A 16,320-nucleotide genomic window follows, 5' to 3' on the forward strand; every position below is an offset into this window, starting at 1 on the left:
TGAAACATTCGTTCGCACAGCGAAATGGTGCGGTGCGGGAATTTTTCAAGATAAATTGACCTGCGACGGTGTTTCCGGCCTTGTTGCTTGAGCATCGTTATATACGTCTGTATATTGCGCTACTGGGTGACGGCCGCCGCAGCAGTGGCCGTTTTATTCGAGTATCGCTATATAAGGCGATATATAACGATAGTGGAAGATGTAGACGATGTTGAAACAGATAATGGCCGGCGCCGTGATGCTGGCGCTGGCCCAGCAGGCCGCTGGCAAGGAGGACGCGGATGCGGCGGCGCCGTTCGTGCTGGGCACGGTGACGGTGATTGGCCAGCGCGAGCAGGCAGGTCAGGCAGCGCAGCAGGCTGGCGCGCAAGTGAGCCGCGCCGAGATGCGCCGCTTCAACCGCGACAATGTGGGCGATGCCCTGAATCTGCTGTCCGGCGTGTCCTTGTCGACGAATGCGCGCAATGAAAAAACCGTCACCGTTCGTGGCTTCGACTCTCGCCAGGTGCCGCTGTACATCGACGGCATTCCCGTCTACGTGCCGTATGACGGTTATGTCGATTTTAACCGCTTCAGCACCGCCGACCTGGCCGCCATCCAGGTGGCCAAGGGCTATAGTTCCGTGGCGTATGGCGCCAATACCCTGGGCGGCGCCATCAACCTGGTATCGCGCAAGCCGACCGCGCCGATGGAAGGCGATGCCAGGGTGGGATTCGGCTCGGGTGGCGAGCGCCAGGCGTCGGCCAACGTGGGCATGAACCAGGGCCTGTGGTATCTGCAGGCAGGAGTCTCGTCTATCGACAGCGACGGCTTCCCCCTGTCGTCCGGTTTCCGCGCCACGGCCACGGAAGACGGCGGCATGCGCAACAACGCCTACCGCAAGGACCATAAACTGTCGTTCAAGGTGGGCTACACGCCCGGTGGCGGCGACGCGCAGTTTGGTGATGAATACGCACTCAGCTACTACAAGCAGCATGGCGAAAAGGGCCAGCCGCCATCGACCCATCCCGTCGGCGCGCGCTATTGGCAGTGGCCGTACTGGAACAAGGAAAGCGTGTATATCGTCTCGCATACGCGTTTGGGCGAGGCCGAGCGCCTGAAACTGCGCCTGTACCACGACAGCTACGACAATGAAATCACGTCCTACACGAACGGCAGCTACAGCACCATCAAGAGCAGCGGCCAGGGCAGCGTCAGCGGCGGGCGCAGCATCTATAAGGACCGCACGAATGGCGGCGCGGTGGAACTCGAATCGTTCCGCCTGGCCGCGCACAGCCTGCGTTTTGTTGCCAGCTACAAGGCCGATGAGCATCAGGAACTCGACGCCAGGGGCCTGCGCACAACCTGGTACAAGGATGCCCTGTGGACGCTGGGTGCGGAAGACGGCATCGCCCTCAACGCGGCGACGCAACTGTCGCTGGGCGTGTCGCGCAATGCATTGCGCCCGAACGCCGTCTACAGCGCCGGCAATGCGTATTCCTTGCCGGACAATCAATCGGCCACCGACCTGCAGGCAGGCCTGTTTCACAAGATCGGTCCTGATGCGCGCGTGTACGCCACCGTGGCGCGCAAGTCGCGCCTGCCGACCCTGAAGGACCGCTATTCTCAGCGCCTTGGCACGTATATCGAAAACCCGGCCTTGCGCGCGGAAGAGGCGATGAATTATGAACTGGGGTATCAAGGAAACTCGCAGGGCGCCAAGGTGGAAGCAGCACTGTTCTACAGCGACGTGAAGGACAAGATCCAGAGCGTGGCGTATGTCTCGGGCGTGCGCGCGCAGATGCGCAACGCGGGCAGGGCGCACATCAGCGGCGTGGAACTGGGCTTGCGCGGCCGCATAGGCGCCTGGCTGGAGGTTGGCGGCAACTACACGCATACCAACATGAAAAATGTCAGCGACCGCGCCACGCGCCTGACGGACGTGCCGCGCCACAAACTGACGGCGCACGCCGTGCTGCACGCGGCGCGCCAGGTCGACGTGGTGGCCATCGCGGAAACGAACAGCGGGCGCTGGGTCTCGAACACTTTGGAACTTGGTGGTTTTACGACGCTGAACCTGAAGGCCGTTTACCGCCCCTTGCCGGCCATGACCCTGGAAGCGGGCATGCACAACGTGGCTGACCGCAATTACGCGCTGGCTGACGGTTTCCCAAGCGCGGGCCGCACCTGGCTGGCCAATGCGCAGTACCAGTTCTGATTTTTTGACTGTTCAATGAAAGGACATAGCATGTTTAAGAAAATAGCCGCCGTTTTGGCCGCGTCTGCGTTGCTTGTCGCGGCACCCGTGTGGTCTGCCGCTCCTTCGCCTGCGCGCGACAACATGAGTCACGCGCTCGCCGTGACGGGCATGCTGGAAACGCCCTTGACCCTGAAGGTGGCCGACCTGCGCCAGCTGCCGCCGGCGAATGGCGGAGAAATCGCCGTCACGCGCCAGAATGGCGACAGGGCCGAGACGATCACCAGTTATCGTGGAGTGCGCCTGCGCGACATCCTCGACAAGGCGGTGCTCGATGCGCCTGGCCATAACGACGTCAAGAAGCTCGCCATCATCGCCACGGCCACGGATGGTTATGCGGTGGTGTTTTCCTGGGGGGAGTTGTATAACGCGCCGGCCGGCGAGGGCGTGATTGTCTACTACGAAAAAAACGGCAAGGCGCTCGACGACAGCGATGGAGAGATCGCCCTCATCTCGGCGAAGGATATCCGCACCGGTCCGCGTCATGTGAAGTGGCTGAACGCCATCGAGGTGCGCAAGCTGGTGGACTGATGTTGGGCTGCTGAGGAAAAACGCGCCGTGGAGCCATCCCTGGCGCGTTTTCTGATGCCGCCAGCGCGGTTCGCATCGCCTGGCCCGCCACGTCAAACAATCCGCGTGCCGCTGGCGTCAAGCCCAACATGTGGATCGATGCGTGGATCATGCCGTCGAGCTATGATGTAGATAGTCACAGGGCTCAGGTTTTGACGTCGATCAGGCTGCCCAGGGCCTGGTCGGCTGCCTTGACGACATTCGCTGACAAATTAAAACCGGCCTTGTAGACCAGGTTGTCCGTCAGTTCGGACGCCAGGCCCACGCCGTTCGGCCGGCTTTCTGCCGCCTTGGCCGCATTCGCATTGGCGCCGCTGACGCTTTCGCTGGCGGCCAGCTTGCGCCCTTCGACGGAGAGCGTGACGCCCGTGCCGGCCGGGCTGGCTTCCTGGAACTTGGCCGATTGCGGCTGGAAGCCCGGCGTATTTGCATTCGCGATATTGTTGGCGGCCACATCCAGCGCACGCTGGTTGGCGGTCAGCCCCGAGGTACCGGTGGTGAGGGCGGATATGGACATGGCGACTCCTTCAGAATGTGCCTATGTTACTCCTGTCAGCGGGGAAAATCACGCTGTGCGTGCGCTGCCCTCTTGCCAGCGTAGCAGCAGCTTGCCGTGCCAGCTGTATGCGCTCGATGAACGCCTCGTTTGGCCGGTCGCGAGCGCCGCCGGCGGCGCACAATAGGCCGCCGCGCACGATAGTTGTCGCCGAAACGGGGGATGGGCGAATATACTAGGGGAAAAGGGAGGCGTTGCGCTTCCCGTCTGCCCTTATCATCAGCGAGAATTCATCCTTATGGCGTCATCCCCCGAAAACCTCAGCATGGCCGTGTTTTGCGACTTTGAAAACGTCGCGCTTGGCGTGCGAGATGCAAATTACGAAAAATTCGATATCAAGCCCATTCTCGAACGCTTGCTGCTGAAGGGCAGCATCGTTGTCAAGAAGGCATATTGCGACTGGGACCGTTATAAAAGTTTCAAGGGCACCATGCATGAGGCGAACTTCGAACTGATCGAAATTCCCCACGTGCGCCAGTCGGGCAAGAATTCGGCCGACATCCGCCTGGTCGTCGATGCCCTGGACCTGTGCTACACCAAGGCCCACGTCAACACCTTCGTCATCATCAGTGGCGATTCCGACTTTTCGCCTCTCGTGTCGAAACTGCGCGAAAACGCCAAGCAGGTGATCGGCGTGGGCGTCAAACAGTCGACTTCCGACCTGCTGGTGGCGAACTGCGACGAATTCATTTTTTACGACGACCTGGTGCGCGAAAGCCGCCGTACGGCCGCCAAGCGCGATGCGCGCGAAAGCCCGGCTGCGGCTGCCAAGCGCTCGCCTGATGAAGAAATGCGCCGCAAGGAAAAATACGAGTCGCGCAAGACGGAAGCGATCGAGATGGCCGTCGAAACCTTCGATGCGCTGGTATCCGAACGGGGCGACAGCGGCAAGATCTGGGCCTCGATGCTGAAAGAAGCGATCAAGCGCCGCAAGCCGGACTTCAGCGAATCGTATTACGGTTTCCGCACCTTCGGCAACCTGCTGGAAGAAGCGCAGACGCGCGGCTTGCTGGAATTTGGCCGCGATGAAAAATCGGGCGCCTATGTCTACCGCAGCAGCGCCCTGGTGGCCGTACCGGTTGCGGTGAACGCGGACGCCGCCCGCGAGGCAAGTGTCAGCAGCGAGACTGGCGCCACGGCGGAAGAGGGCAATCATCGCGAAGGTGGCAGCCGCCGCGATTCGCGCCGCAACGGACGTGGCGGCCGCAAGCAGAACGAGCAACGCCGTGGCGAAGCGCCACAGCCCTTCGTGCCGGTGGCCGACGCCGAAGCAGTCGTCGTCGAGCAGTATGTGCCGGTGTCGCAGCCGGAAGTGCAGCACGAGGAAGTCGAAGCCGTGGCCGAAGTGGTGGCCGAAGAAGGCAACGCCAAGCGCGGTTCGCGCCGCAATGGCCGTGGCGGCCGCAAGAATGGCGATGGCGGTCGCGAAGCGCGCGCCGAAACCGTCGACGTGGCGCCGGTAGTGGAAGCCATGCCAGCGCCTGAGCCGGTAGCCGAAGTGATAGTGGAAGCCGTCGCCGAAGCGAAGACTAAGGCCAAGCCGCGTACGCCGGCCCGCAAGACGGCAGCGGCGAAGAAGCCGGCCAGGAAGGCGGCAGATGTCGTGCTGGAAGCGGCGCCTGTCGTCGAAGCGGTACCGGTACCGTTGCCGGTGGATGTGGCTGTCGTGGTCGAAGAGCAGCCAGCCAAGGCGCCGCGCAAGACGCCGGCGCGCCGTCCCGCGCGCAAGAAGGCGGCAGAAGTTTGATTGACATCCGCAGTGGAAAGCCGGGGGCAGGCGTGACGGGTCTGAGCCCGGGGTTTTGCTGCGTCTCGATACGCCCGGCATAAGCATGTACCACGGTGAACGCTTCAACAGCATTTCCCATACGGTGGGCGCCGCGCTGGCGGCCATCGGTGGCGTCATCCTGATCGTCGTGGCGGCCCGCACGGGCGACGCCTGGAAAATCGTCAGCTGCAGCGTGTATGCGGCCATGCTGCTGACCTTGTACCTCACTTCCAGCCTGTACCACAGCGTGCGCGGCAAGGCCAAGGCCGTGCTGCAGCGGCTCGACCACTGCGCCATCTACCTGCTCATCGCGGGCACTTACACCCCCTTCATGCTGGTGACCCTGCGCGGTCCATGGGGGTGGTCGCTGTTCGGCGTCGTCTGGGGCCTGGCCCTGCTCGGCATCGTGCAGGAATATGTGTACGCGAAAGGCGCGCGCATCCTGTCGCTGGTGATTTACGTGGCCATGGGCTGGCTGATCGTCATCGGCATCAAGCCGCTGCTGGCGGCGCTCGAGTGGAACGGCTTCCTGTGGCTGGTGGCAGGCGGTCTGTGCTACACGGGCGGCATTGTTTTCTACGCCACCGATCACAAGCTGCGCCATGGCCACGGCATCTGGCATCTGTTCGTGCTGGCTGGCAGTAGCTGCCATTTTATCGCCATTTTGTTCTACGTTGCCTGACGTTGGTCCCTGTCCTCACTGTTGCTGTGATTCCATTATAATGGCGCGATATGTGAAACACGGGCAATAGTAAGGCTAGCATGGATATCAACTCGGACGACCTGAAAATCTTCGTCACCGTCATCGACAGCGGCACCCTGAGCGCGGCTGCCGTGCACCTGGGGCAAACCACCTCGGGCGTCAGCCGCGCCCTGTCGCGCCTGGAAGACAAGCTGGCCACGTCGCTGCTGACGCGCACCACGCGGCGCATGGAACTGACGGAAGAGGGGCAGCTATTCCTGGACAAGGCGCGCGCCATCCTCGCCTCGATGGAAGACGTGGAAGAGTCGATCCGTATCCGCCGTCAGAAGCCGGCCGGGCGGCTGTCCGTCGATGCCGCCTCGCCCTTCATGCTCCATTGCGTGGTGCCCCACGTGGCGGAGTTTCGCGCCATGTACCCGGAGATCCGCCTGGAGCTGACCAGCAACGACCAGATCGCCGACCTGCTCGAGCACCGCACCGATATCGCCATCCGTATCGGCGCCCTGGTCGATTCGACCCTGCATGCGCGCCCTCTGAGCGCCAGCCCGCTGCACGTGCTGGCCACGCCAGCCTACCTGGCGCGCCACGGCACACCTGCCACGCCGGAAGCGCTGTCCGGCCATGCGCTGCTGGGCTTTGCCCAGTACGACCTGGGCAACCAATGGCCGCTGCGCCATGAAGCGGGCAACAGCCTGCAAATCGTGCCCGCGCTGGCCGCCTCCAGCGGCGAAACGCTGCGCCAGCTGGCCTTGCACGACCAGGGCATCGTCTGCCTGTCCGACTTCATGACGAAGGACGACATCGCCGCCGGCCGCCTGGTGCAGGTGCTGCAGCCGTTTTATACAGGCTACCGCCAGCAGATCCACGCCGTCTACTACCGCAACACGCAACTGGCGCAGCGCATCAGTTGTTTCCTTGAATTTTTGCAGCGGAAGCTATAGCCGTGGAGACCTTCATGCAGTGTCCGACTTGCGGCGAGTATGGCGACCTGCTGCACGCAACCATCCGCAAAACGGGGCAGCAGGTGATCGTCTGCTCGGAGTGCGATTTGCTGTGGGCGCATCCGGAGACGCGCCTCACGGCAGACAACATGCTTGATGTCGGCACGTTTCTCAGCGAGTCAGGACTGCAAGGTGACTGGAATGAGCTCGAGATCGTGGAGAGATTGCCAGTGCCAGCAATTCCTGAAATAAAACCGTAGTGCCTCGCGTGAGAAAGTGTGTATTTTTTATCATGCAAGCCATGTTAGCATGTTGCGAATTAAAATATTGCCAAAAAATATGCACAAACATTTTGCCCTGATCGGCTTGTTATACTTGTCCAGCGCCGGCGCCGCCAGCGTCTACTATGCGGGCAAGGCGGACTGCCGCGTTGTCGAGCATGCGCGGGTGAGCGGGCACGCAGCCTACTGGAGTGGCGCTTGCATTGATGGCTATGCCAGCGGACCTGGTGCTTTGCAGTGGAGCAAGGACGGCAAGGCAACGGAACGTTATGAAGGAACGCTGAGCAAGGGCGTGCCTGAGGGCGCAGGCATTGCTCAGTGGGCGGACGGCAGCTTGCATGAAGGGAACTACCGGGATGGCATGCTGCAGGGCGCTGGTGTAGTGATCTTTAAAGATGGGGAAAAACTGGAAGGCAATTTCGAGCAGGACAAGCCAATAGGCAATGTCAGGTTTGGCTCTCCGGGTGACGATCAGTATGAGGGCGGCTGGCAAAATGGTCCGGAAGGCCACGGTACCATGACGTTTTTTATGGGCGGCGCCTATCGTGGGCAATGGCGCGAAGGACGACCGTTTGGTGACGGTGAGATCTTGTATCCCAACGGACTCGTACTGAAGGGGCGTTTCAATGGTAGCTTCCATCTGACGGCGCTGCCGAAATTGCCTGATGCACCCAATGTGTACACCATCAAGGAACAAAATGCGGCGCTTGGCTCGAACATTCGTAGAATTGCCTCCGGGGGCTTTGACGTCCCCCCGGAAAAGCCATACGCCCAGTTGACGCCGGAGCAGCAGCAGCGCGTGAAAAAACACTACGCAGTTTTGCAGGATGATGATGCGCCGCCGTATCCGGAAAAAGGCATACTGGAACTATCGCGGGCCTTACAAAGCCTGATCTCGTACAAGGATGCTATCGGCGAGCTGCACGTCAATGTCAGTGTCGATGAACAGGGCATGGCTCAGAATGTCACCCTGATGAAAAGCCCGGACAGCGAGTCCGGCAAGCTGGCGGCTGCCATGTTCATGCATCTCCGGTTTACACCGGGCCGTTGCGCAGGCCAGCCCTGCGCGATGGTAGTACCGTTCAGATTTACGCTCAGATACAAGAAATAGCACGCCGGCCTGTCTTCACGCGGCCGCCTGCGTGCTGCTCAGGAGCGTCTCCACCTCGTGCGCCGGCAGCGGGTGGCTGAAATAGTAGCCTTGCGCTTCGTCGCAGCCGTGCTGGCGCAGGTAATCGAGCTGTTCCGCCGTTTCCACGCCTTCGGCCACCACGCGCAGTTTTAAATTGTGCGCCAGGGCGATGATGGAGACGACGATGGCCGCATCGTCCGCGTCGCGCGCCACGTCGCCGACGAAACTGCGGTCGATCTTCAGCACGTCGATGGGGAAGGTGCGCAGGTAGGCGAAGCTGGAATAGCCGGTGCCGAAATCGTCGATGGACAGTTGCACCCCCAGCGCCTTCATGTCGTGCAGCTGGCTGACGGCCAGCGCCACGTCGTGCATGAACAGGCTTTCCGTCAGTTCCAGTTCCAGGCAGGCGGGCGGCAAGCCCGTTTCAAGCAGCACCTCGGCGATCGAGGCGACCAGGTTCGGCTCGTTGAACTGGCGCGCCGACAGGTTGACGGCCAGGCGCAGCGTGTCCAGTCCCGCCGCATGCCAGCGTTTCACCTGCGCGCACGCCTCGCGCATGACCCAGGCGCCGATCGGTACGATCAGGCCCGTATCTTCTGCCAGCGCGATGAAGCGTTGCGGCGCCACCATGCCAAGGTCCGGGTGCTGCCAGCGCAGCAGCGCCTCCACGCCGACGATGCGTCCGCTGGCCAGGTCCAGCTGCGGCTGGTAATGCAGCACGAACTGCTCGCGTTCGAGCGCGTTGCGCAGCGCCGTCTCGATGCGCAGGCGTTCCAGCGTGGCCTGGTTCATGGCTGTCGTGTAGAACTTGATATTGTTGCGGCCCTGTTTCTTGGCGCAATACATGGCGATGTCGGCCTGCTCGATCAGGTTCTGCGTCTCGCCATTCAGGGTCACGTCGCCGGGGGCGTCATAGCGCGACATGTCGTAGACGGCGACGCCGATGCTGCAGGTGACGAAGAATTCCTTACCGTCGAGCAATACCGGCTGGGCCACGGCATCCATCACGCGCTGCACGATGGCGCCGCTGAGCACTTCGTCGGCCTGTTCGCACAGGATGGCGACGAATTCGTCGCCCGACAGGCGCGCCACCGTATCGCTTTCGCGCAGGCTGGCCTGCAGGCGGGTGGCGATGGTTTTCAGCAGCAGGTCGCCGGCCTTGTGGCCCAGGCTATCGTTGACAAACTTGAAGCGGTCGAGGTCGATCAACAGTACCCACAATGCGCGGTTCTTGCGGCGCGACAGGGCCATCGCCTGTGCCAGGCGGTCGCGCAGCAGGGCGCGGTTGGGCAAGCCCGTCAGCACGTCGTGGTGGGCGATGTGCTGGATTTGCTGCTCGGCCAGCTTGCGTTCCGTGATTTCGGACCCCGTGCCGCGGTAGCCGCGAAATTCGCCCAGTTCGTTGAACAGCGGTTCGCCATTGATGCTGAACCAGCGCAGCTGGCCGTCGCGGTCTTTCATGGCATATTCGAGGTTGGAAAAGGGCAGGTGCGCTTCCAGGTTGGCGATATGCTGCTTGCCCCAGCGCGAATTGCGCATCTCCGCATTGTTTTCCCAGCGCGTCATGCCGATGAAGCGCTCCAGCGGCATGTTCGACTTGTCCGTAAAGCCGCTGGTGATGTGGGTGAAGCAGAAGTTGGCGTCCTGTTCCCAGTACCAGTCCGAAGACAGGGCCAGCAGGCGGCGGAAGCGCTTTTCGCTGTCTTGCAAGGCGCGCTCCGTGCGCTGGCGCGCCCGTACGTCGGCGCTGAGCAGTTCATTGCTGCGCTTGAGGTCGGCCGTGCGCTGCTCCACCAGCAGCTGCACGCGGCGCGAACGCTGTGTCAGTGATTGCACGAAGGCGGCAGTCAGCAGGCTGAACAGCAAGCCTGCGATCAGGGTAAACAGCGAGCCTATATGATCTGCCAGGAAGGGACGCGGATGGGCTACCACGCGCACATGCCAGGGCCGGCCGGCGGAAAGAAAGGCCCGGTCATAATGGCTGTGATAGGCAAAATGCAGCCAGCGTGGCAGCGCCTTCCAGGCGCCTGCTTCGTCGGCAGGCGCCTGGCCATGCCGGAAGATCAACTGGCGCGGGTCGGCGCCGGCGTCGGCATAGACGCTGAGTTCGAGTTGCGGGTCGCCCAGCAGGTCGGCGCCGGCGAGGATTTTCTGCACCAGTTCCCCAGCGCGCACGATGGCCGCCGTATCGCCGATCAGCGCCGCGCGCCGCTGCTGCACCGTCTGCAGGGGCAGGCCGTGGCGGTACACGGGGTACACGATGACGAAGCCCTGCTGCGGTCCCTGCGCCAGGGCCAGCAAGCCGGAGGCGGTGGCCTGGCCGCTGATGATGGCTTGTTCCAGCGCGCGTGCCAGGACGCCGTTCGGGCTGACGTTCAAGCCGAAGGCGGGGCGGTTGCCCTGCAGGGGGACGAGGTAGTCCACCACCAGGTAGCTGGCGCGCGTCGTCGCGGGCACGACGACGCCATCGCGCATTTCCGTCATGGCGTAATCGGGGACGATGCGCCGCAGCTCGGCCTCGAAGGCGGCGCGCTGGTCATGCGGCACGATGCGGTGGAAATTGAAGGCCTGGATGAACGGGTGGCGCTGCAGCAGCGGCGTGGTGAAGTCGTGGAATTGCTCGCGCGTGACGGGCACGACGGCGGCAAACAGCTGGTTCGTCGTGGTCAGCACCTCGACCGCATCGTCGAGTCCCTGTTCGATGGCGGCAACGCGCGCGCCGGCGCGCTGCTGCAGGCTCAGGCTCATCTTGTCGTATTCGAGCTGGCTGATGGCGGCGAACAGCACGGCCGTCACGCTGACGCCGCAGGCAAAGGTCAGCGCGGCTGCGGCGGAAATCGACAATGGCAGGCGGCCACGCAGCATGGTTTTTCCTATCTCACTTCATGGACTATGGGTTCGGCGGCGCCTGCAGGCCCCACGCAGGCAGTAGTTTGTCATAAACCACATCCATCATGCGAATGATGCACCAACTCACTGCCAATAGGCAACAACATCTATAGCAGGGGAGGACGACTTTCAGTCGCTGCCCGCGCCTGAGCGGCGGCGCAAACGCCACAACTGCCATGCGGGCAGCCAGCGGTTCAGGAAAGCCAGGCCGGCCATCCGCCGCCAGCGCACCAGACGCACCAGGCGCATGGCGCGGCCGTCTGTGGCGTGGCCTTGCTCCGGCTTGGCGGCGAAGATGATGCGGTTATTGCCGGCGATGCCGTCGAAGTGGCACACGGCGCCGCGGAAGGTGAGCATCAGGCGCGCCAGCATGGCGGGGTAGTGCTCGTCATAACTGAACAGGTTGGCCACCAGCACGCCGCCGGGCAGCAGGGTGCGCAGGCAATCGGCATAAAAGCGCGCGCTGCCCAGGGCGGGCGGCAAGCCCGTTTCATCGTAGCCGTCGAGCAGCAGCACGTCGGCGCAGCCAGGATGCTGGCGGAGATAGCTGACGGCGTCCGTTTCGATGATGCGCAGGCGCGCATCATCGGGCGGCAGCATGAATTGCTCGCGCAGGGCGATCACGTCGGCGCGCAATTCCAGTACCGTGATGCGGGTGTCGGGCAGGTGGCGGTGGCAGAATTTCAGCAGCGAACCGCCGCCCAGGCCCACCATCAGGATATGCCGGGGGCGCGGCACGAACAGCGTAAAGCACATCATGGCGCGCGCATAGCGCAACAGCAGATGGTCGGGGCGCGACAGCAGCATTTCGCTCTGGATCATGCCGGGCTGGAATTCCAGGCGGCGCCGGTCGCCACAGGTATGCACCTGCGGGGCAAGCGGGGTAGAGCTTCTGTTTTCCGGCATGGGACGACTTCGCTGAGTGGACTGGGGGAGATGCTTTGTTGCATTCAGAGAAATCTGATAAGCTCCCGTGAGCATACCCGATTAATCCGCGCCGAGCATGCGTATGCAGACGCGCGGCAGCACGGCCGCGCAGTCGGGCACCATGGAGACAAGCATGTTTTTGGATCACCCCATCATTACGGCGACGAACAGTTTTACGGAGCCTGACCGCATCGAGCGCTTGACGCGCGTGTATGGTTACGCGGCGGCGCTGGCTGACGTGGCCGAGAATGTCGGATTCATTGAAAAAGTAGCGCAAATCCACGATCACAAGGGCACCCTCATCGTGTTCTGGCATGAGGCGCCCAGCGAAGTGGAAAAGCAGTATTTCGTGCAGGCGTGGGCCAGCAAGATCGGCGACGGCAGCACCAATGTCGAACACGAAATCTGACCTGGCGCGCCGCGCCTGCGCATCGATAGCCTAGACCATGGATATCAAGACCCTGGTACTGGCCCTGGCGCTCGGCAACCTGAGCCTGTGCGCTGCCCTGTTCTTCTTCGAGTACGAGCGCAAGAAGTCGCTCAGCATGTCTACCTGGGCGGTGGCCAAGCAATGCCAGGCCGTGGCCTGGTGTTTGCTGTATTTCCGTGGCGTGCTGCCCGATTTCCTCTCTATCTTGCTCGGCAACAGCCTGCTGTTTGCCGGCATGGCGCTCGATGCGGGCGCGCTGTGGCAGGCGGCCGGGCGCAGCGGCTGGCGCCGCTATGTATTGCCGGCGCTGGGGCTATCGGTGGCGCTGTTTGCCGCCTGCTATCTGTTCGATGTGGCGCCGCTGCTGCGCAGCGCCGGCGGTTCGCTGATCGTGGCCTGCTTCTTCCTCGCCGGCGTGGCCGCGCTGTGCCTGAAATGGCGCGAGGCGAGCATGCTGCGCCGCTTCCTCGTCGTCAGCATGGGCTTGCTGTCGCTGCTGATCGCCGCGCGCGGCGTGCTCGCCGCCGCCGTCCCCGACTTTGACGCCGAGTTGCTGCAACTGGCCGGTTTCGGCGCCCTGTACCTGATGATGCTGACGAACGCCTTCGGCTATCTGCTGCTGTCGCGTGAAAAGCTGGGTGGCGAGCTGGCGCGCCTGGAAGTGCTTGACGCGGCCACAGGCGTGCCGAACCGGCGCGGCTTTTACCAGGCACTGGCGCCATGGATGGCGCTGGCGCGCCGGCCGGGCTTGCCGACGGCGCTGGTAGTGCTCAATATCGACCACTTTAAAAGAGTCAACGACAGCTATGGCCATCCGGTGGGCGATGCGGTGCTGAAAACCATCGTCGACACCTGCCGCCAGCAATTGCGCGACAGCGACCTGATGGGGCGCCTGGGTGGCGCCGAATTCGCCATTCAGTTGCCGCGCACGACCCTGGTCGATGCGCTGATGGTGGCCGAGCGCATCCGCGCCGCTGTCGAAGTGTTGCCCGTCAAGACGGAGCGCGCCGTGCTGCAACTGACGGCCAGCCTGGGCGTGACCACCATCCGCGCCGAAGACAGCACCGTCAGCCTGTTCAAGCGGGCCGACGAGGCGCTGCAGGCGGCCAAGCACGCGGGTCGCAACAGAGTGGTGGAAGCGCAAGGCGCCAGCACGCTGGATATTTAAGGCCGGCTTACTTTTTGCGCGAGCCCAGCCAGCTGGGTTCCTTGCCGCATTCCTTGCTCAAGAACAAGGCGTCCAGGCCAGGATCGCAGCGCCGGTCAGGCGCCTTCATCGGCTCCACGCTCAACCATTCACTCTTGGGCAGGATCTTTTCCTCGCGTGGCGCAATGGGCGGCGCGGGCGGCAGGCTGTCTTGCCACCTAGACTCTGCGGCGGGTGCGGGCGGGGTGGCCCAGTTTGCATCGACCTGCGCGGCGTGCGCTGGCGGTGTGTCCGCGTGTGCTGCGGCGCACAGCAAGCTGCCCGCCAAGACGAGCATGCGCATGGCGGCGCTGTTTACTGAAATCATGGTTTATCCTTGCTTGGTGCCGGGAAGGCGTACCCTGCAGTATGACGGCAGCCGGAAGCATATAGACTAGAAAATTGCAACGGTATGTTACCAAAGGGACTATAGTTACTTGCTGCAAACAGGTGCATTGCAGCAAGGTGACGCGGCGCGGGGCAGCGGCAGCCAAACGTGTGCATATCCTAACTTTCATTTAAGCTAAGCAAGTTATGCTAGGCGCGTACGCCAGGCTCGCCTTTGCCGTTCGCACCGCACCCTCTTTTTGACTCTTGCCAGGCCTATAATGAAAATGCTGAAATCCCTGCCTGTATGGCCGCTTGCCGCCCCGCTTGCCGGCTGGTTGTTACTCTTCGGTTCCACCTTCAATCTCGGCGGCGCCTACCAGATACTGCTGGTGGCCGGCCTGATCGGCAGCGTGCTGGCCGCCGTCTACCACGCGGAAGTGGTAGCGCACCGCATCGGCGAACCGTATGGCACCCTGGTGCTGGCGCTGGCCGTGACCCTGATCGAAGTGGCGCTGATCGTCTCGCTGATGCTGGCCGGCGGACCGGAGACGACGGGCCTGGCGCGCGACACCGTGTTTGCCGCCATCATGATCATTTTGAACGGCATCGTCGGCATCTGCCTGCTGCTGGGCGCCGGGCGCCACCGGGAACAGACCTTCGGCCTGCTGGGCGTGAGCGCTTCGCTGGCCACCCTGGCGGCCATCGCCATCCTGACGCTGGTGCTGCCGAACTACACGTCCAGCGCCGCCGGCCCGTACTACAATTCCAGCCAGCTGATCTTCATCGCCGTGATCTCGCTGGTCCTGTACGGCACCTTCGTGCTGGTGCAGACCGTGCGTCACCGCGATTACTTCCTGCCCAAGGAAGCTGTCGGCGATGAAGAGGTGCATGCGGCGCCACCCACGCCCACCGTCGCCTGGGTCAGCGCCGGCGCGCTGCTGGTATGCCTGGGCGCCGTGGTGCTGCTGGCCAAGTCGCTGGCGCCCGCGCTGGAGACGGCGATCGCCGCCATGGGCGCACCGAAAACCCTGGTCGGCATCGTCATCGCCGGCATCGTGCTGCTGCCCGAAGGCCTGGCCGCCGTGCGCGCCGCGCGCGCCAACCGTTTGCAAACGAGCTTGAACCTGGCGCTCGGCTCCGCGCTGGCCAGCATCGGCCTGACGATACCCGCCGTGGTGGTGGTGTCGCTGGCCACGGGCCTGACGGTCACATTGGGGCTCGATATCAAGTCGACAGTGCTGTTGCTGCTGTCGCTGATGGTGGCCACCCTGTCGCTGGGCACGGGCCGTACCACGGTCATGCAGGGCACGGTGCATTTGGTAATTTTTGCCGTATATTTATTTACCACCATCGTGCCTTAAGCGTCGCCATCGCGCGACTTCTTGTCACAATCCTGTCACGCCGCTGTCATACGATGGGGGTAGTGTGGTAGGATTTTTAAATCGTTTAAATGATTTATATAGTTTAGCAACTGAATTTGCCAACTTTTCCAGTTGGCATTGCAATGACATGACAAGAGGCCAGTATGTATGCAGCGGTGGACCTGGGGTCCAACAGTTTTCGTTTACACGTCGGCAAGCATGATGGCGACACCATACGCGTGGTCAAGAGCGTGCGCGACCCGATACGCCTGGCTGCCGGCCTGGACGACAATGGCGACCTGACCGAGGCGGCCATGCAGGCGGCGCTGGCCTGCCTGCAGCGCTTTCGCGCCATTCTCGCCGGTTTCGAACTCGATGCCGTGCGCGTGGTGGCCACGTCGGCCATGCGCGTGGCGCGCAACGGCGCCGTCTTCCTGCCGCTGGCCGAGCAAGCCATCGGCTACCCGATCGAGATCATCTCGGGCGAGGAAGAGGGGCGCTTGATCTACATGGGCGTGGCCAATGCGCTGGCCATTCCCGGCGAGCGCCGGCTGGTGATGGATATCGGCGGCGGCTCGACCGAACTGATACTGGGGCGCGGCAACGATATCGAAAGGGTCGAGTCCTTCAGCCTGGGCACTGTCAAGCAAAGCCTGTCGTTCTTCGTCGGCGGGCGCATCGACGCGCCGTCGTTCGAGGCGGCCATCCTGTCGGCGCGCAGCCATTTTGAAGATGCCGCGCCGCCGTACCGCCCGCAGCACTGGAAGACGGCCTACGGCTCTTCCGGCACCATCCGCACGATCGCCGACATCATCTCCCGCAACAAGCTGGGCGACGGCTTGCTCAGCAGCGTCAGCCTCGATGCGCTGGCGCGCCGCTTCATTGAACTCGGTCACACCAGCCGCATCGACATGCCCGGCTTGCGGCCTGATCGCGCCAGTACCATCGTCGGCGGCCTGGCCATTTTGATCGGCCTGTTCCGCGAACTGGCCATTCCCGCCATGACGCCG

General features: G+C 62.9%; 14 protein-coding genes and 1 pseudogene. 11 read left to right on the forward strand and 4 right to left on the reverse strand.

Annotated features, from left to right (window positions below; genetic code table 11):
- Window positions 1–208 precede the first annotated feature (208 nt).
- Entirely contained in the window at window positions 209–2,197 is a 1,989-nt protein-coding gene (locus K0F85_RS14795; RefSeq protein ID WP_257572788.1) for a TonB-dependent siderophore receptor, read from the forward strand.
- Between the two features lie 30 nt (window positions 2,198–2,227).
- Window positions 2,228–2,767 carry a molybdopterin-dependent oxidoreductase gene (locus K0F85_RS14800; protein WP_257572789.1) on the forward strand — a complete coding sequence of 180 codons (540 nt, stop codon included), beginning with the start codon at window positions 2,228–2,230 and terminating at the stop codon, window positions 2,765–2,767.
- A 184-nt stretch (window positions 2,768–2,951) separates the two neighbouring features.
- Here the strand turns inward: K0F85_RS14800 and K0F85_RS14805 are convergent, their stop codons facing one another.
- A complete protein-coding gene (locus K0F85_RS14805; RefSeq protein WP_219116751.1) occupies window positions 2,952–3,323 on the reverse strand; it encodes a flagellar basal body protein in 372 nt (123 codons plus the stop codon).
- 277 nt (window positions 3,324–3,600) lie between these two features.
- Between K0F85_RS14805 and K0F85_RS14810 the strand changes: the two genes are divergently transcribed.
- The 5 genes from K0F85_RS14810 (at window position 3,601) to K0F85_RS14830 (ending at window position 8,166) form a co-directional block, all read left to right on the forward strand.
- Window positions 3,601–5,109 carry an NYN domain-containing protein gene (locus tag K0F85_RS14810; protein WP_219116752.1) on the forward strand — a complete coding sequence of 503 codons (1,509 nt, stop codon included), beginning with the start codon at window positions 3,601–3,603 and terminating at the stop codon, window positions 5,107–5,109.
- Window positions 5,110–5,194: 85 nt separating this feature from the next.
- The gene (locus K0F85_RS14815; protein ID WP_219116753.1) at window positions 5,195–5,812 is read left to right on the forward strand and encodes a hemolysin III family protein; all 618 of its coding nucleotides are present in this window, start codon (window positions 5,195–5,197) and stop codon (window positions 5,810–5,812) included.
- Between the two features lie 80 nt (window positions 5,813–5,892).
- Window positions 5,893–6,774, forward strand: coding sequence for a LysR family transcriptional regulator (locus K0F85_RS14820; protein WP_219116754.1), 882 nt, complete (start codon window positions 5,893–5,895; stop codon window positions 6,772–6,774).
- A gap of 14 nt (window positions 6,775–6,788) precedes the next feature.
- Entirely contained in the window at window positions 6,789–7,034 is a 246-nt protein-coding gene (locus K0F85_RS14825; protein ID WP_219116755.1) for a hypothetical protein, read from the forward strand.
- Between the two features lie 49 nt (window positions 7,035–7,083).
- Window positions 7,084–8,166: a hypothetical protein gene (locus tag K0F85_RS14830; protein ID WP_219116756.1), complete on the forward strand. Its 1,083-nt coding sequence runs from the start codon at window positions 7,084–7,086 to the stop codon at window positions 8,164–8,166.
- Window positions 8,167–8,181: 15 nt separating this feature from the next.
- On the opposite strand, the gene K0F85_RS14835 is transcribed toward K0F85_RS14830, so the two are convergent.
- Together K0F85_RS14835 and K0F85_RS14840 are read right to left on the reverse strand one after the other, a co-directional pair.
- Window positions 8,182–11,052 (reverse strand): EAL domain-containing protein, encoded by a 2,871-nt coding sequence (locus tag K0F85_RS14835; protein WP_219116757.1) that lies wholly within the window; start codon window positions 11,050–11,052, stop codon window positions 8,182–8,184.
- A gap of 153 nt (window positions 11,053–11,205) precedes the next feature.
- Window positions 11,206–11,982: a transferase spermidine synthase gene (locus K0F85_RS14840; protein WP_219116758.1), complete on the reverse strand. Its 777-nt coding sequence runs from the start codon at window positions 11,980–11,982 to the stop codon at window positions 11,206–11,208.
- 154 nt (window positions 11,983–12,136) lie between these two features.
- On the opposite strand from K0F85_RS14840, the gene K0F85_RS14845 reads away from it, so the two are divergent.
- Both K0F85_RS14845 and K0F85_RS14850 read left to right on the forward strand, forming a co-directional pair.
- Window positions 12,137–12,412: a hypothetical protein gene (locus tag K0F85_RS14845; RefSeq protein WP_219116759.1), complete on the forward strand. Its 276-nt coding sequence runs from the start codon at window positions 12,137–12,139 to the stop codon at window positions 12,410–12,412.
- Between the two features lie 37 nt (window positions 12,413–12,449).
- Window positions 12,450–13,601 carry a diguanylate cyclase gene (locus K0F85_RS14850; protein ID WP_219116760.1) on the forward strand — a complete coding sequence of 384 codons (1,152 nt, stop codon included), beginning with the start codon at window positions 12,450–12,452 and terminating at the stop codon, window positions 13,599–13,601.
- 7 nt (window positions 13,602–13,608) lie between these two features.
- On the opposite strand, the gene K0F85_RS14855 is transcribed toward K0F85_RS14850, so the two are convergent.
- Window positions 13,609–13,947 (reverse strand): hypothetical protein, encoded by a 339-nt coding sequence (locus K0F85_RS14855; protein ID WP_219116761.1) that lies wholly within the window; start codon window positions 13,945–13,947, stop codon window positions 13,609–13,611.
- Between the two features lie 280 nt (window positions 13,948–14,227).
- On the opposite strand from K0F85_RS14855, the gene K0F85_RS14860 reads away from it, so the two are divergent.
- Both K0F85_RS14860 and K0F85_RS28790 read left to right on the forward strand, forming a co-directional pair.
- Complete coding sequence (locus tag K0F85_RS14860) at window positions 14,228–15,310, forward strand: calcium:proton antiporter (RefSeq protein WP_219116762.1); 1,083 nt, start codon at window positions 14,228–14,230, stop codon at window positions 15,308–15,310.
- Window positions 15,311–15,474: 164 nt separating this feature from the next.
- Window positions 15,475–16,320, forward strand: a pseudogene (locus K0F85_RS28790) (Ppx/GppA family phosphatase); the annotation flags it as partial.

The sequence above is a fragment of the Janthinobacterium sp. UMAB-56 genome (assembly GCF_900095265.1).
Taxonomy (GTDB): domain Bacteria; phylum Pseudomonadota; class Gammaproteobacteria; order Burkholderiales; family Burkholderiaceae_D; genus Janthinobacterium.

Coding starts and splice junctions, on each gene's coding strand:
- K0F85_RS14795 (WP_257572788.1), top strand. CDS start 209: ATGTTGAAACAGATAATGGCCGGCGCCGTGATGCTGGCGCTGGCCCAG.
- K0F85_RS14800 (WP_257572789.1), top strand. CDS start 2,228: ATGTTTAAGAAAATAGCCGCCGTTTTGGCCGCGTCTGCGTTGCTTGTC.
- K0F85_RS14805 (WP_219116751.1), bottom strand. CDS start 3,323: ATGTCCATATCCGCCCTCACCACCGGTACCTCGGGGCTGACCGCCAAC.
- K0F85_RS14810 (WP_219116752.1), top strand. CDS start 3,601: ATGGCGTCATCCCCCGAAAACCTCAGCATGGCCGTGTTTTGCGACTTT.
- K0F85_RS14815 (WP_219116753.1), top strand. CDS start 5,195: ATGTACCACGGTGAACGCTTCAACAGCATTTCCCATACGGTGGGCGCC.
- K0F85_RS14820 (WP_219116754.1), top strand. CDS start 5,893: ATGGATATCAACTCGGACGACCTGAAAATCTTCGTCACCGTCATCGAC.
- K0F85_RS14825 (WP_219116755.1), top strand. CDS start 6,789: ATGCAGTGTCCGACTTGCGGCGAGTATGGCGACCTGCTGCACGCAACC.
- K0F85_RS14830 (WP_219116756.1), top strand. CDS start 7,084: ATGTTGCGAATTAAAATATTGCCAAAAAATATGCACAAACATTTTGCC.
- K0F85_RS14835 (WP_219116757.1), bottom strand. CDS start 11,052: ATGCTGCGTGGCCGCCTGCCATTGTCGATTTCCGCCGCAGCCGCGCTG.
- K0F85_RS14840 (WP_219116758.1), bottom strand. CDS start 11,982: ATGCCGGAAAACAGAAGCTCTACCCCGCTTGCCCCGCAGGTGCATACC.
- K0F85_RS14845 (WP_219116759.1), top strand. CDS start 12,137: ATGTTTTTGGATCACCCCATCATTACGGCGACGAACAGTTTTACGGAG.
- K0F85_RS14850 (WP_219116760.1), top strand. CDS start 12,450: ATGGATATCAAGACCCTGGTACTGGCCCTGGCGCTCGGCAACCTGAGC.
- K0F85_RS14855 (WP_219116761.1), bottom strand. CDS start 13,947: ATGATTTCAGTAAACAGCGCCGCCATGCGCATGCTCGTCTTGGCGGGC.
- K0F85_RS14860 (WP_219116762.1), top strand. CDS start 14,228: ATGAAAATGCTGAAATCCCTGCCTGTATGGCCGCTTGCCGCCCCGCTT.